The organism is Alicyclobacillus fodiniaquatilis (assembly GCF_042678105.1).
GTDB classification, from domain to species: Bacteria; Bacillota; Bacilli; order Alicyclobacillales; family Alicyclobacillaceae; genus Alicyclobacillus; species Alicyclobacillus fodiniaquatilis.
In genome coordinates, this window is record NZ_JBHUCX010000001.1 from 55,440 (window position 1) to 70,479 (window position 15,040).

13 protein-coding genes are annotated in these 15,040 nt (G+C 51.1%); 2 read left to right on the plus strand and 11 right to left on the minus strand.

Annotated elements, in window-relative coordinates; all coding sequences use genetic code 11:
* Positions 1 to 168: 168 nt before the first annotated feature.
* The 11 genes from gltX to ACFSB2_RS00410 form a co-directional block, all read right to left on the minus strand.
* Positions 169 to 1,620, minus strand: a complete 1,452-nt coding sequence (gene gltX, locus ACFSB2_RS00360; RefSeq protein ID WP_377940509.1) for a glutamate--tRNA ligase — start codon at positions 1,618 to 1,620, stop codon at positions 169 to 171.
* Positions 1,617 to 2,102: a 2-C-methyl-D-erythritol 2,4-cyclodiphosphate synthase gene (gene ispF / locus ACFSB2_RS00365; protein ID WP_377940510.1), complete on the minus strand. Its 486-nt coding sequence runs from the start codon at positions 2,100 to 2,102 to the stop codon at positions 1,617 to 1,619. Before ispF ends, gltX begins: the two co-directional genes overlap by 4 nt.
* The gene (locus ACFSB2_RS00370) at positions 2,099 to 2,818 is read right to left on the minus strand and encodes an IspD/TarI family cytidylyltransferase (protein ID WP_377940511.1); all 720 of its coding nucleotides are present in this window, start codon (positions 2,816 to 2,818) and stop codon (positions 2,099 to 2,101) included. Before ACFSB2_RS00370 ends, ispF begins: the two co-directional genes overlap by 4 nt.
* Before the next feature lie 140 nt (positions 2,819 to 2,958).
* Positions 2,959 to 4,044: a PIN/TRAM domain-containing protein gene (locus tag ACFSB2_RS00375; RefSeq protein ID WP_377940512.1), complete on the minus strand. Its 1,086-nt coding sequence runs from the start codon at positions 4,042 to 4,044 to the stop codon at positions 2,959 to 2,961.
* 239 nt (positions 4,045 to 4,283) lie between these two features.
* Entirely contained in the window at positions 4,284 to 5,015 is a 732-nt protein-coding gene (gene pssA / locus ACFSB2_RS00380) for a CDP-diacylglycerol--serine O-phosphatidyltransferase (protein ID WP_377940513.1), read from the minus strand.
* Positions 5,016 to 5,060: 45 nt separating this feature from the next.
* The gene (disA, locus tag ACFSB2_RS00385; RefSeq protein ID WP_377940529.1) at positions 5,061 to 6,140 is read right to left on the minus strand and encodes a DNA integrity scanning diadenylate cyclase DisA; all 1,080 of its coding nucleotides are present in this window, start codon (positions 6,138 to 6,140) and stop codon (positions 5,061 to 5,063) included.
* A gap of 12 nt (positions 6,141 to 6,152) precedes the next feature.
* On the minus strand, positions 6,153 to 7,502 hold the full coding sequence (gene radA, locus ACFSB2_RS00390) for a DNA repair protein RadA (RefSeq protein WP_377940515.1): 1,350 nt from the start codon (positions 7,500 to 7,502) through the stop codon (positions 6,153 to 6,155).
* A gap of 144 nt (positions 7,503 to 7,646) precedes the next feature.
* Positions 7,647 to 10,094, minus strand: coding sequence for an ATP-dependent Clp protease ATP-binding subunit (locus ACFSB2_RS00395; protein ID WP_377940530.1), 2,448 nt, complete (start codon positions 10,092 to 10,094; stop codon positions 7,647 to 7,649).
* The gene (locus ACFSB2_RS00400; protein ID WP_377940516.1) at positions 10,091 to 11,170 is read right to left on the minus strand and encodes a protein arginine kinase; all 1,080 of its coding nucleotides are present in this window, start codon (positions 11,168 to 11,170) and stop codon (positions 10,091 to 10,093) included. The genes ACFSB2_RS00395 and ACFSB2_RS00400 overlap by 4 nt, the downstream gene beginning before the upstream one ends.
* Before the next feature lie 12 nt (positions 11,171 to 11,182).
* Positions 11,183 to 11,701 (minus strand): UvrB/UvrC motif-containing protein, encoded by a 519-nt coding sequence (locus tag ACFSB2_RS00405; RefSeq protein ID WP_377940517.1) that lies wholly within the window; start codon positions 11,699 to 11,701, stop codon positions 11,183 to 11,185.
* 19 nt (positions 11,702 to 11,720) lie between these two features.
* The gene (locus ACFSB2_RS00410) at positions 11,721 to 12,188 is read right to left on the minus strand and encodes a CtsR family transcriptional regulator (RefSeq protein WP_377940518.1); all 468 of its coding nucleotides are present in this window, start codon (positions 12,186 to 12,188) and stop codon (positions 11,721 to 11,723) included.
* 222 nt (positions 12,189 to 12,410) lie between these two features.
* On the opposite strand from ACFSB2_RS00410, the gene ACFSB2_RS00415 reads away from it, so the two are divergent.
* Positions 12,411 to 12,986, plus strand: coding sequence for a TetR/AcrR family transcriptional regulator (locus ACFSB2_RS00415; RefSeq protein WP_377940519.1), 576 nt, complete (start codon positions 12,411 to 12,413; stop codon positions 12,984 to 12,986).
* 514 nt (positions 12,987 to 13,500) lie between these two features.
* Entirely contained in the window at positions 13,501 to 14,856 is a 1,356-nt protein-coding gene (locus ACFSB2_RS00420; protein WP_377940531.1) for an ATP-binding protein, read from the plus strand.
* Positions 14,857 to 15,040 lie beyond the last annotated feature (184 nt).

Here is a 15,040-nt window from a genome sequence, read left to right on the forward strand (position 1 = left end):
CCTTCCGAACTTCGCGCAGGCGCACACACTCTGGGCAATCCACGTGTTCACTCACACCCTGATCATCAGGTGAACACTCTCTGGAGCGGACAAACCCGAGCCCTCCTGCCATGTTTGTTTTGCAGTTGTGGAGAACCATATTGGAACACACATCAAATCTTGATTATATTATGACGGCTGCGTCAAGGCGGTTTCAAGTCGCGAAATCACCCATTGCCGCGGCAACAGCGCGATGGTCATCTGTAAATCGCGCCCGTGCAGTTGGCCTGTGACAGCCGCGCGGACCGGCATGAACAACCCTTTGCCTTTTACGCCTTGCGCTTTGCCAATCTCTTTAAAGCGCGCCTTGCTGGCATCCGCCGTCCATGCTTCATCCTTTTTGGCCGCTGCGAGATATGCCTCAACCACGACACGCGCCTCTGCAGTCGCCAGCAATTCTTTCGCATCCGCCTCGTAGCTGATTTCCGCTTTGAAGAAATCCGGCGCCAGTCGCAAGAAGTCCGACGCGCACACCATCTGCTCTTGATACAATGACACGACTTCGCCAAGCCAACGGTCTGGCACGCCGGCAGGCTGCTGCCAATTGGCGTTGTCCACTTGTTGTTGCACCAGCGAGGTCGCTGTTTCGAGCGGCAGGGATTTAAAGTATTGATTCGCCATCCAAGATAACTTGTCGACATCAAAAACAGCGCCGCTTTTGCTGACACGAGCGAGATCGAACTGAGCAATCAACTCGTCCATGGCAAACAGTTCTTCTTCTCCCGCAGGCGACCATCCTAGTAAGGCCAGGAAGTTGATCATCGCCTGTGGCACAAAACCGAGCGCGCGGTATTGCTGGATCGGCAGCACATTCGGATCCCGCTTGCTCAATTTTTTGCGGCTCTGATCTAACACCTGCGGCAGATGGGCGAATGCGGGCAAATCAAAGCCGAGCGCCTGATACAACAAGACCTGCCGCGGCGTGTTGGAGAGATGCTCCTCGCCGCGTATGACATGGGTGATGTCCATCGCTGCATCATCCACTACAACCTGAAAGTTGTACGTGGGAATGCCATTCGATTTGACAATGACAAAATCGCCAATATCGTCCGTTTGAAACGAGACCTGTCCCCGAATCACATCTTCGATGTGGATTTCTTGCATTGCTGGCACCGCGAAGCGGATGCTGTAAGGTTCGCTTGCGTCGATGCGCGCTTTGCACTCTGACTCGGACAGGTGGCGACATTTGCCACTGTAACGGGGCACACGTCCCTCTTGTTCTGCCTGCTCCCGCTCGGCGGCAAGTTCTTCATCCGTGCAAAAGCACGGGTAGGCTTGTCCAGCCTGCATCAATTGGTCTAAATATTTCCGATACAAAGCCAGTCTATCCGTACAGCGATACGGCGCGTGTGGCCCGCCCACATCCGGTCCTTCGTCCCAAGTGATGCCCAGCCATTGAAAACCATCGAGGAATTGCAACTCCGCCCCTTCAACGTTGCGGTTTAAATCTGTATCTTCAATACGTAAAATGAATTGCCCACCGTGCCGACGGGCAAACAAATAGTTGAAAAGCGCCGTCCGCACGCTGCCGATATGCAGATGGCCAGTTGGACTAGGCGCAAACCGCACTCGCACCGTCATGAGATCTCTCCTTTGCTCTGCAAAAGGACCACCGCCTGCGCGGCAATCCCCTCCTTGCGCCCGACAAAACCGAGCGTTTCCATCGTCGTCGCCTTCAGTGACACCTGGTCGGTCTGACACTGTAAAACCGCCGCGATGCCTGTTCGCATTTGCGGAATATGAGGCGCGATCTTCGGCGCTTCAGCCAACACCATCACATCCAAATTGCCAAGCGTATACTGCCGCTCGGAAACCAATCGCCAGACATGACACAACAGTTCCATACTGTCCGCGTCTTTGTATCGGTCATCTGTATTGGGAAAATGATGGCCGATATCGCCGAGCGCCAATGCGCCAAGCAGCGCGTCCATTACCGCATGCAGGACAACATCCGCATCCGAATGGCCCTCAAGGCCAAACGGCGAGGGAATGTGGACACCCCCGAGCACCAGTGCTCGCCCTTCTGCGATGGCATGAACATCAAACCCATAACCAATTCTCATCCTGACTCGACCGTCCCCCACATTTTGTTCGCCAACCAACGGGCGTACTCCAAGTCTGCTGGCGTTGTCACCTTGCCGTTAAAGTGATCAGCTTCCACAAACGTCACCGGGATATCGAGTGCTTCCAACAAGGCGCTGTCATCCGTAGCCGATGCGCCAGTCTCATTTGCCAAATAAGCACGTTCTATGTAATCCCCGCGCACCACTTGAGGGGTTTCAGCAAGAAACAGATGCTCCCGCGAAATGGTGCGGCGCACAAACGACTGCTCCACCCACTTCACAGTATCGCGGCAATAGCGCCCAAGAATCGCCGCGCCCGTTTGCGACGCTTGAGTAAATGTCCGCCGCACATCCTCTGGGGATGCAAACGGACGGGCCGCGTCGTGAACTGCAATTTGCACTTGATCCAGCCGAACAGGATCGTCGCGATGCGCCAGGGTCTCATAAATATGGGACATGCCGGATCGAACCGAGGCGAATCGACTATCCCCGCCTATGACCAGTGTACTTTGACGCGCCAAGTGACTGGCGGCTAACGCTTGCTGGAATGATGCGTAGTCCGCTTCACCCACCACAATGACGACCTGCTCTGCGCCTCCAGCGGCCATTGCTTCTACAGAGCGAAGCCACATGGGGCTTCCTGCCAAATCAATAAACTGCTTTTTGAAGCCCATACGCCGCCCTTGCCCTGCCGCAACGACAATGGCAAACAACATGCACTTCCATCCTCCCACGTGCTCCACGCCCAACCATTCAGAAACAGGACCGCCACATGGGTCCTGTTTCCATCTGTTCTATACATGGTGAGACGATACATTTTGCCAATCGTTCATCTGCATGCGCTTCGCACATGTCATTACAAAGCGCGTTCCAGCAGTTTTGGCTTTGCAAAAATCATGCGACCAGCAGATGTCTGCAATACACTGGTGACAAGCACATCGAGCATGCCGCCAATATGTTCACGACCGCCCTCAATGACAATCATCGTCCCGTCATCCAAGTAAGCAACACCTTGATTGTACTCTTTTCCGTCCTTGATGACCTGAACGTGCAGTTCCTCGCCAGGCAACACGATTGGCTTCAACGCATTCGCCAAATCATTGATGTTGAGCACCGGCACGCCCTGCAGCTCACAGACTTTATTCAAATTAAAATCGTTGGTGGTCACTTTGCCGTTCATCTTCTTCGCCAAGCGAACGAGTTTGGAATCCACTTCCTGAATGTCTTCAAAGTCGATCTCGACAATTTGCACCGGCACATCCAATTCTTTCTGGATGCGATTGAGCACATCTAAGCCGCGTCGCCCTCGATTGCGTTTGAGCGCGTCGGACGAATCCGCGATGTGCTGTAGCTCTTCCAGCACAAAAGAGGCAATGACGATGGTGCCGTCCAAGAATCCGGTCTCCACCAGATCCGCAATGCGTCCATCAATAATCACCGAGGTGTCCAACAACTTTGCATCTCCCGGACGCAACGCTGCTTTCTTTTCTTTGTCCCGGTCTTTTAGAGACAACTTCCCGGAAAACAGGTTGATTAAATCCTCCCGTTTGGTAAACCCAATGCGCAATCCAAGGTACGCAAAGAAAACACTCACGAAGAACTGAACAGATACACCGACGACAGGAATCGCACGAATCTCCGGTGAAAACAAATACGCGACCACAAGTCCAATGACCACACCGATGGTTCCACCCAGGATGTCAGCCAATGGAGCGTTTTTCAACCGCTCCTCCAACCAGCGCAGCAACGCCGAGACGTAATTGACCAGTGAGATGGTGGCTAAAATAAACAATGCACACCCAATTGCGGCGCCAAACACCTTGTTCTGGAAAAGAGGATTATGACTCAGATGAAAAACGCGTGTGAATAAGTCCGGAGCAAACGTATAACCAAGGACTACCCCGATAACCGCAAAAAACAAGTGAACCACTTTTTTTAGCATAAAAACAGTCACCTCCTGTCAATAGTATGGGCATAAGAGAATGCGACTTAATCATTCTTTTCGCAAGCAGATGGAACAAACGCCCGTACAAGTGTACAACCTTCTAAATATTGGGGTAGTGCTTTTAGTTTAGCATCCCGCTTATACAGCGTCAAAAGGAAAAGGACCACACATGTGGCCCCGACACAAAACTGCTATAGAACTGTTGAAGTCTTTTCCCTAGATGACGGTCAAATACACTAAAGATATTTCGTAGAATCCACATCTTCACCGGATTTCATCTGACGCCGACGCGCGGTCTGATACTGCAGCCCCCGCAACATACCGTACACCGCATAAATCGCCAAAATCCCAAAAATCAACCAGTCGACGCGGACGTAGTGAAATTTGATCAAAATAAAGAAGCCAATCGCGAAAACAGGAATCAGAACAACTGACGACTTCGGGATCGCGACTTTTTTGAAATTGGGATAGCGAACGTTGCTAATCATGAGAAAAGACAGCAATAACATCCCAAGCGGCAATATGAGAATCGCCGGATGCAACACCGGCCTTGATAAAGCCATGGTGGCCAAAATGCCACCCGCAGCAGTGATGGGCAGTCCGACAAAGAAATGAGAAGATTTGGTCTGCACATTAAAACGGGCCAGGCGCATCGCGCCGCACATGGGAAACCAGATGGCCAGAACAAGTCCGATAAACCCAAGGTGACGCAACATCACCTCAAACATGATAAAAGAAGGAGCGACTCCAAACGTCACCATATCAGATAATGAGTCCAACTGTTTGCCAAATTCGCTTTCCGCATGTAATAAACGAGCCGCACGACCATCCAATCCATCTAAAAACATACCAATGACCACCAGCAAGGCAGCTGAGTCGTAGCGACCGTGACTCGCGACAAACATAGCCACCATGCCAATGACCAAGTTGCCCAATGTCAGAACACTGGGAATCGCCTTCGTGAACAATGATATGACCTCCCAGAGAATAACAGAAAAAACCATCAGGACAAATTAAATATGTCGATCAATTAATACCTGCTCCTGAATGCGTTGCAGCCCATCGCGAATCATTCTCGCGCGAACAGCCCCGACCCCTTCAACTTCATCAAGATGATCCACGTTCGCCGACAAAATATTGGTTAGGATATCGAAATGTTCGACCAAATTCTCTATCACCGGTTGCGGCAAGCGGCTGATTTTGTTCAGCACGCGGTACCCTCTCGATGGCACAACCTCTTCGAGAACATTGACACTCGGCGCGTAACCCATGGCCTTCGCCATTTTGGCGCCATCCATCAAATCGTCGGCTGGCATGCCGTGGAACAACGACAACACATGATGTGGCGTCACATCATGTCCATGATTCATATAGTCTTTCACCAGTAAATATGCCTGCTCGTCAACCGTTGCCACAAGTTCGTCCAACTGCATGCTGACCAGTCGGCCTTCACTCCCGAGCTCTGTAATATGTCGGCGAATTTCCGCCTTGATGCGCAGCACGGTCTCAAATCGCTGCAAGACCGTCGTCACTTCATCCAGTGTAACAGCCTCTTCAAATTCCAGCGCGCTCAGATTGGTCAATTCCTGATCTAACACGGTTTTGTATTTCTCCAAAGTTTGCATCGCCTGGTTTGCCTTTGTCAAGATAACACTTATGTCACGTAATACATATTTAAACAGCCCTTGATACAATGTGATCACGTTGCGCCGCTGTGATATACAGACCACAAGCTGCCCTGTCTCCCGCGCCACACGCTCAGCAGTCCGATGTCTCGTGCCAGTCTCAGACGTCGGAATGGTGTGATCCGGATTGAGATTCGTGTTGGCAAAAAGCACCCGTTTGACATCTTCGCTGACAATGATTGCGCCATCCATCTTCGCGAGCTCATACAGGTGGGACGGCGTCAATTCGCATTGGATGGAAAAACCGCCATCCATGATGGACAGCACTTTTTCCGAAGCGCCAATGACGATAAGCCCTCCCGTCTTCGCCCGCAGGATGTTTTCTATGCCATCACGCAACACAGTCCCTGGTGCGACCATCCGTAAAATCTTGTTGATGGTGATTTCCCGTTTGGTGTCTTCTTTCATCATCTTTCACCTCTAAAAGGCCCGAAGCATTGCATCCTGTAGTGTTTGCACCGGGACGATTTCCACCCCAGGAAACGACTCGGTCACCGTTTGACCAGCTGGAATAACACAACGTTGGAAGCCTAATTTTTGCGCTTCGCGCAGTCGCTCCGCCAACCGCGTGACTGTACGAACTTCACCGGTCAACCCGACCTCGCCAATATAGATATCCCCACGCGCCAAAGGTCTATCCCGATGGCTGGAGACCAGCGCCATGGCAATGCCGAGATCTACTGCAGGCTCATCGACACGCACGCCACCAGCCACATTGACGTAGGCGTCACACGCTTGCACCTGCATGCCCATTCGGCGTTCCAGCACCGCCAGCAGCATATTTACCCGCGTGTAATCAGCGCCCGTGGCCATGCGCCTTGGTGTCGCGAATCCCGTGGGGGCAACCAAAGCCTGCACCTCAAGCAATAATGGCCGCCGACCCTCCATCGCAGCGACCACTGCCGACCCTGGGACAATCGTCTGACGTTCTGACAGAAATAAAAGAGAAGGATTGGACACTTCCTGCAATCCATTGTCATGCATTTCAAAAACCGCCAGCTCATTGGTTGAACCAAATCGGTTCTTCACGGCGCGCAATACTCTATACATATGATGACGTTCGCCTTCAAAGTATAGTACCGCGTCAACCATGTGCTCAAGCATGCGAGGTCCAGCCAAAGCGCCGTCTTTCGTCACATGCCCGACGATGAACGTAGCAATATTATGCGACTTCGCGACGCGCAATAACATGCCAGTGCACTCTCTCACTTGCGCCACACTGCCAGGCGCCGATGTCAAGCTCGGCCGAAATACCGTTTGGATGGAATCCACAATTAAGAAATCAGGTTTGACCTGCATTGCGCTCTCAATCACCAAATCCAAGTCCGTCTCCGCAAGCACGTACAATTCATCATGCACGGTGCCCAACCGTTCCGCCCTCAGCTTGATTTGACTCGCGGACTCCTCGCCGGAGACGTATAGCACGCGCTTTTGCTGTGAGGCAATCGCCTGTGACAACTGCAACAACAAGGTGGACTTGCCAATCCCCGGATCCCCGCCGATAAGCACCAGTGAACCAGGGACAATCCCACCGCCCAGCACCCAGTCGCACTCTGTCATTCCGGTTTGAAACCGCTGCTCGGTTTGCGCCGGGATAGACTGAATCGGCTGCGGCGATGCTTTCGTTGCGGCAACTGCCGTCGACCTCATCGGCGCAACCGTCTCTTCCACCAGCGTGTTCCATTCCCCACAACCAGGGCAGCGCCCCATCCATTTGATCTCAATATGGCCGCACGCTTGACAAACGTACTGCGTCTTTGTTTTCGCCAAACGCCGTTCTCCCCTTTGCGGACATCCTTTACACAGATTCCCTCTACCATCATACCGAACGAATGGGCCGCGTCCATCCCGTATCGCAGAAAAACCCGCCGCAATCGCGACGGGTTTGACAACCTACAGATTGTGTTCCACTTTTTACGAGTTTGCAGCCATTGCGCCCGCTGGCTCGACCTTCAGGTGATCCCCATCCAATCCAATCCGCACAGCGTCGCCCTTGTTCACGGTGCCAGCCAACAAAGCCTCCGACAATCTGTCTTCGATATGTCTTTGAATTGCCCGCTTCAACGGCCGTGCGCCATACTGCGGATCGAACCCTTCCTTGGCCAAAAATTGCTTGGCCTCCTCTGTCAGAGTAAATTGGATATTCTGTTCTGCCAGGCGTTTTTGCAGATCGCTCACCATCAAATCGACGATGTGGCTGATTTGCGATTCGTCCAGGGCGTGGAAGACGATGATTTCGTCGATCCGGTTGATAAATTCCGGCCGGAATGTGCGCTTCAGATCTTCCATCACTTTCTCTTTCATATCGTTGTACTGGCTGGAAGCCCCCGGCTTAAAGCCAACACTGCCGCCCTTGCGCAGTTCTTCAGCGCCAACGTTGGAAGTCATGATGATGACCGTGTTGCGAAAATCGACTGTCCGCCCCTTGCCATCTGTCAGACGACCATCATCGAGCACCTGCAGCAAGATGTTGAACACTTCAGGATGCGCCTTTTCGACTTCGTCCAGCAGCACCACCGAGTAGGGTTTGCGCCGAACCTTCTCTGTCAATTGGCCACCTTCGTCATAACCGACGTATCCCGGCGGCGAACCAACCAAGCGCGCCGTGGAATGCCGCTCCATGAACTCGGACATATCAATGCGAATCATCGCATCCTCATCGCCGAAGACCGATTCTGCCAACGCGCGAGCCAACTCGGTTTTCCCCACACCTGTTGGGCCAAGAAAAATGAACGAACCAATCGGCCGCTTCGGATCTTTCAGGCCTGCGCGCGCGCGTCGGATGGCCCGCGCAACCGCCTCGACTGCCTCGTTCTGCCCGACAACTCGGTTGTGCAGAATTTCTTCCATGTGCAACAACCGCTCCGACTCTTCCTGAGCCAACTGTTTGACCGGAATCCCCGTCCAAGCAGCGACGACATGGGCAATGTCCTCCGTGGTCACGCGCACATCGTCATGCTGCTGCGTCTGCTGCCAGTGTTCCTTCAACTGCTCCAATTCCTGTTTGATCTTCTGTTCCTGATCTCGCAAGTTTGCAGCCTGTTCAAACTCTTGCCCCTGTACTGCAGAGTCTTTTTCACTGCGCACCTTTTCTAGCTTTTGTTCCAGCTCTTTCAGATTCGGCGGCGCCGTGTGCGTGCGCAAGCGAACGCGCGATCCCGCTTCATCCACCAAATCAATCGCTTTATCCGGCAAAAACCGATCCGAGATATATCTATCCGACAAGCGCACTGCGGCCTCCAGCGCCTCATCCGTGATCTTCACGCGGTGATGCGCCTCATACCTGTCGCGCAAACCGCGCAGAATTTCCAAGGCTTCTTCCGGCGTCGGTTGATCCACCGTGATCGGCTGGAATCTGCGTTCAAGCGCAGCGTCCTTTTCGATGTGCTTGCGATACTCATCCAGTGTCGTCGCGCCAATGCATTGCACTTCGCCGCGCGCCAACGCCGGCTTCAAGATGTTCGAAGCGTCGATGGCGCCTTCCGCGCCGCCAGCGCCAATCAAGGTGTGCAACTCATCGATGAACAGAATGATGTTGCCCGCTTGCCGAATTTCGTCCATGATCTTTTTCAGTCTATCTTCAAATTCACCACGGTATTTTGTCCCTGCAACCACCGTGCCCATATCCAGCACCATGACGCGTTTGTTGCGCAATGTTTCCGGAATATCCCCAGCCACAATCCGCTGCGCAAGGCCTTCCGCGATGGCCGTCTTCCCCACGCCAGGCTCACCGATGAGCACCGGATTGTTTTTGGTCCGACGGGAGAGCACCTGAATCACACGTTCTATCTCGGTGGCGCGTCCAATCACCGGATCAACCTTGCCGTCGCGCGCCATTTGCGTCAAATCGCGGGCCAGGCTGTCCAGCGTTGGCGTCCCCGCTGAACTGTCCTTCTCACCCGCCATGTCGGCTGCATCGCCGCCAAGCAGCTGCAGCACCTGTTGCCGCGCTTTGTTCAGACTGATGCCCATGTTTGCGAGGACGCGCGCCGCCACGCCTTCTCCTTCGCGAATCAACCCAAGCAAGATGTGTTCTGTGCCAACATAGGTGTGATTTAATTTACGAGCCTCATCAATGGAAAGCTCTATCACCTTTTTTGCCCTCGGTGTATATGTCATCTGACCGCCTTGGCCTTGGCCCTGACTTTGCCCTTGCCCGATGATCCGCTCTACTTCCTGTTGGACTTTATCTGCCTGGACACCAAGCATTTGCAATGCGCGAGCCGCAATGCCTTCCCCTTCGCGGACAAGGCCGAGCAACACGTGCTCTGTGCCCACACCAGGATGCCGCAGTCGGGAAGCCTCTTCTTGAGCCAACGCCAAAACTTTTTGTGCTCGTTCTGTAAAGCGTGCGTACATTATCCATGCACCTCCGTGTCATCTAGACGAAGTCGTTCGCGAATCAGCGCCGCGCGGCGGATATCGCGATCTGTTGCAGACAGCTCACGCTTAAAGTATTTCTGTAGGAAAGCGGGCTGCGTCGTCACCATCAATTCATTGAGAATACTCGCCGATACGCCTTGAATGATGCCGAGATCGATCCCAAGCCGCACATCGGACAAGCGTTGCAATGTCTCTTTGGAGTCCATGCGCCGCGCATAAGCCAACAGGCCGAACGAACGGCTGACTCTGTCCTCCAATTCAATACGGTTGCGCTGAAGAAGACCTTCTCTTGCGTTTCGCTCGTGTTCAATCAATTGATGAACAACACTTTCCAAATTGCCGATGATCTCTTCTTCAGTCTCGCCGAGAGTGATTTGGTTTGATACTTGAAACAGGTTCCCGAATGATTCAGAACCTTCACCGTAAATTCCCCGTACAGCCAGACCCACTTGCGAGACAGCGGTGAGTAGGCGATTGATGCTGCCTGACAAGGCCAACCCCGGCAGATGCATCATCACAGAGGCGCGAATGCCTGTGCCGACGTTCGTCGGACACGCTGTGAGGTATCCGTATTTTTCATGAAAGGCAAAGGTCAATTTCTGCTCCAACGCATCGTCTATCTTGCTGGCAAGTTGCCACGCTTCATTCAGGCGCAACCCCGGCATGATGCATTGCAACCGCAAATGATCTTCCTCATTGACCATGATGCTCACCATCTCATCGCGCCGGAGAATGACTGCGCCGCGTTTCTCTTGTTCCGCCAAATCAGGGCTGATCAGGTGCTTTTCCACCAGCACTTGTCTGTCCAGCGCAGCCAAATCTCGGCAGCGAATCATCTCATATTCCCCATGCTCCGACATGGCGTCGGTCTGAAAAGCTTCGCCAACGGCATTTATCACCTCATTGGCGTGACTGTCCGTCTGCAAAATCGGGAACGGATAGCCTTGTAGATTTCGTGCGACACGGATGCGACTGGTCAACACGATGTCATCGTCTGGCCCTCCGTCTTTCATCCACTGACTCATCGCATGCTGCAAAAAATCGCTTAATGACACCTGTATCCCTCCCTAGTCCTCCGTGCCTTTTTCCAAGGCCCGAATTTGATCTCTCAACTGTGCGGCATGCTCAAATTGCTCATCAGCCACGGCTTGCTGCAATTCGCGCCGCATCTGGTCCAACTTGCGAAGCTGCTGAACGCGCTGACCAGATTTTTGCGGTATCTTACCCGTATGTTCGTTGCCATTTTGTATGCGCCGTAATAGCGGCTCCAAACGGCTTGAGAAATTGTCATAACAATCAGGGCAGCCGAAGCGCCCCATTTTAGTAAACTGGTTATAGGTCATCCCACAATTGGCACACCGCAAACTGCTTGTCTGCACTGGCGCATAACCTGAAGAAGACTCCATATTCAAAAGCCCAGTGAGCAACTTGTTGAAATCAAACGCGTTGCCCGCAACAAACGGGTTCAAAATCTCACCTTGCTCTTTGGCACAATGTTCACAAAGGTGATAACCTGTCTTCTCGCCATTGACGATTTTGGTGACGTGAACCGTAGCTGGACGTTCATGACATCGTTCACAAATCATTCAGGACACCTCCCTGACATCAATCCTCATAGGTGGCAAGCACTTGAAGCGCCGTGTAGAGCAGTCGAGCTCGCAATCTATCCCGCAAAGGCAACTCGACGCTCAGAACCTCTCTTCGCAACATAATTTGCAACATCGCCGCCTCACGGCCGGTTATCCACTGTTCGCGCTCAAGTCGCTCAATCAGCGCTTCCGAGGCACTTTGTGTGACCTCGTCACCCCAGTCCCGCAGCAGTTGTAGCAATGTATGCTCTGGATCCAGCCGCACTTGCCGGATCCGGATGTAGCCGCCGCCGCCGCGCTTTGATTCGACGACATAGCCGTGATCCATCGTAAAACGGGTGCTTATCACATAATTGATCTGCGACGGAACACAATGGAATAAAGAAGCCAGTTCACTACGCTGAATTTCGATAAACCCAACATCGCTTTCCTCTAAAATGCGCTTTAAGTACTGTTCGATCACATCGGATATGTTGTTTGGCATGGCTGATTACTCCCATCCTCGGCAGCACCGCCTTTGACTTTCACTTATTTTGACTTTGACTTTCATTGACCTTATTATACACCGCACATTTGAAAACGCAAGCGGATCAACCGTTCATTGAAAATTAAACGTTTTCACGGTACACTTTTCCCAATATGACCTTCATCCATGAACATGCACAACGACAAATATGCTGGTTCAGGATAAGAAAGGAACTCGCCGATGTCCTCGAACAGGCAAAGGGAAATTCTGCATGCTGCAGTCAAACTGTTTGAACAGAAAGGGTACCAAGCCACTTCCGTACAGGATATTGCCGACGCTGTAGGGCTGCAAAAAGGCAGCCTGTATCATTACATACAATCGAAGGAAGAGCTGTTGATGCAAATTGCTGACGCAGCCATCCGTCAATTTAATGAACAACTTCAAGAGATCCTGGCCCGACCGATGACTGCCCAAGAAAAATTAGCAGCGATGATCCGCATGCACGTGCAGACGTCCATTGAAAATCTGGAGACGACCACAGTGTTGTGGAGAGAAGCTTTTTCACTTGGCGAAGCGCCACAAGGCGTCATTCAGAAAATGACCGACACGTATTTGGATCTCGTCACGCAGATATTAAATGAAGGAAGTGAAAATGGAGAATTCCAAGTTCATCACCCCCGTGTCACTGCGCTTGCCATCTTAGGCGCATGTAATTGGGTATACCGATGGTACCGCCCCTCCGGTTCCATGAATGCCAACGATGTCGCCCACACTTTTAGCAAACTATTCTTAGATGGATTATTGACCACTCATTAGAAAAAAAGACGTCTCATGATGCGAATCGGATTGCGCCGATGACTGCCCCTTTATTTTAAAGAAAGAGTAAAGCTTCACTGATAGTCAGACCGGCTTCTGAGGTGGTCTGCTGTACTTTTGATTTACGCTACAAGTTTCCATTTGAGTGCCGCACTGATGAATGTTGGTCCTCCATTACCCATCTTTGCTGATGAAGTCCATGTTTCTTCCACTTGCCACGTGCTAGATCAATGCGAAAAAATGCTATTTTGAAAAAAACTCAACTGATCTGTCAATATCTTTTCTCATTTTGTTAAAAGCATTTATAATATATAGGTATGATGTCGAAGTTTGACGACTTATCAGAGAATATGTCGTGTCTACATACAAACAAAGGATGGAAGTGATGCCCTTTCACGGATGTGAAGGTTTCCGCAAACCATCAAGACACGAAGCATATTGGCTCAACACATCCTAGTAGCACAAAACGACGCTTCAATCTATGTAGGTCAGGGAAAAGAGGTCGCAGCGCTTGATGCTCAATGATAAAATCATTCAACTGACACAGGATTTACAGTTGTCAAATGGTGCTCATATACTGTACCTCTATGAAGATCCAGCGCTCTATCTAAACAACGCAATTGCATATATTCGCACCGGGATCGAGCAGGAACATCATATTCTATTAATTGAAAGCAGCAGTGTATTTCAGAACATCAGAGAGAGGTTAAGTTACTTTTTAACGAAAGAAGACTTACATAAGGTTCATTACATGAATAATGAGCAATTTTACAGTGCATACGGAGATTTTTATTCCAAAACCATTGTCGAACACTTTAACAGCATATCGAACGCATACATATCCAATCATATCCCTTTGCGCACTTGGTCTAACGTTGTCTGGAAAGCACAGGATGACATCGTACGAAAGTTAGAAAATCATGAACGGAACTCAGACATGGCACTACAAGATATGCGCATGATTGGTGTATGCGCCTACAACAGCGCAGTGTTGACCGCTTCGTTGCAGACAATGCTGATGAGAAATCACGAGTATCTGATGACAGACACAGAATTGGTGCGTTCATCCCTGTACAGTGACAGTGAAGGGAAAGTCATATTCCCTTCTATTTCAATTCACTCCGAAATGGAGTCGGAGCGCAACTTTTACAAGCAAAAACTGGATTTTGCCCATGTGATTTCCCACGAGGTACGCAATCCTTTAACTGTCATTAAAGCTTACGCATACATGATATCACAAACAGAGCCAGGCTTGAGTGCTGAGAGCAGAGATAAACTGCGATTGATTATGGATTATGTCGATCTTGTAGATAATGAAATGACCGACATTATCAACACCGAACAAATGCTGAGCAACGATGCGCTTTGGAATAAAGAGGATGTCCATCTCATGCCCCTCTTACAGGAAGCCGTCGAGTTCATGGGCATCAAAGCAAGGCTTCAGAATATCCAACTGACTCATACGCTTGATTTAACCGGAGACGAAAGAATATTCTGCAACCCAATTGGTCTTCGGTTGATATTGTCAAATTTGATCAACAATTCAATTAAATACAGCGCGGAACAGACGACAATTTGTATTTTGGCTTCCATTGAAAATAATCATCTGATCATCCATGTGGAAGACCAAGGGATAGGGATGACAGAAAAGCAAGTTGCAGCGCTTTTTCGTAAATACGGAAAACTCAATCAGGAACAAAGCGGACAAGGCATTGGCTTATACATGGTCAAAACATTACTGGACCATTTTAACGGAAAAATCACAATCCAAAGTCAACCCAATATTGGAACGAAAGTTTCCTTGCGGTTACCTATATATACAGGGGAGAAAACTGCGTCAACGGGTTACATGGATGTCAGACGAAACTAATTCGTCTACATTGCCCGCGTCCACAAACGGACACAACCCGGTTCGATCCCGCTGCTGTCGCCGCGAGGGTCACCCCAATCACAAAAAGCCCCCTGCCACCACATCTCGTGGCGCACAGGGGGCTTTCTTCTCTCTCGCCTGGCAACGTCCTACTTTCCCAGGAAGTCTCCCTCCAAGTATCCTC

Coding starts and splice junctions, on each gene's coding strand:
- ACFSB2_RS00375 (WP_377940512.1), bottom strand. CDS start 4,044: ATGCTAAAAAAAGTGGTTCACTTGTTTTTTGCGGTTATCGGGGTAGTC.
- gltX (WP_377940509.1), bottom strand. CDS start 1,620: ATGACGGTGCGAGTGCGGTTTGCGCCTAGTCCAACTGGCCATCTGCAT.
- ACFSB2_RS00420 (WP_377940531.1), top strand. CDS start 13,501: ATGCTCAATGATAAAATCATTCAACTGACACAGGATTTACAGTTGTCA.
- disA (WP_377940529.1), bottom strand. CDS start 6,140: ATGAAAGAAGACACCAAACGGGAAATCACCATCAACAAGATTTTACGG.
- ACFSB2_RS00405 (WP_377940517.1), bottom strand. CDS start 11,701: ATGATTTGTGAACGATGTCATGAACGTCCAGCTACGGTTCACGTCACC.
- ACFSB2_RS00415 (WP_377940519.1), top strand. CDS start 12,411: ATGTCCTCGAACAGGCAAAGGGAAATTCTGCATGCTGCAGTCAAACTG.
- ACFSB2_RS00410 (WP_377940518.1), bottom strand. CDS start 12,188: ATGCCAAACAACATATCCGATGTGATCGAACAGTACTTAAAGCGCATT.
- ACFSB2_RS00370 (WP_377940511.1), bottom strand. CDS start 2,818: ATGTTGTTTGCCATTGTCGTTGCGGCAGGGCAAGGGCGGCGTATGGGC.
- ispF (WP_377940510.1), bottom strand. CDS start 2,102: ATGAGAATTGGTTATGGGTTTGATGTTCATGCCATCGCAGAAGGGCGA.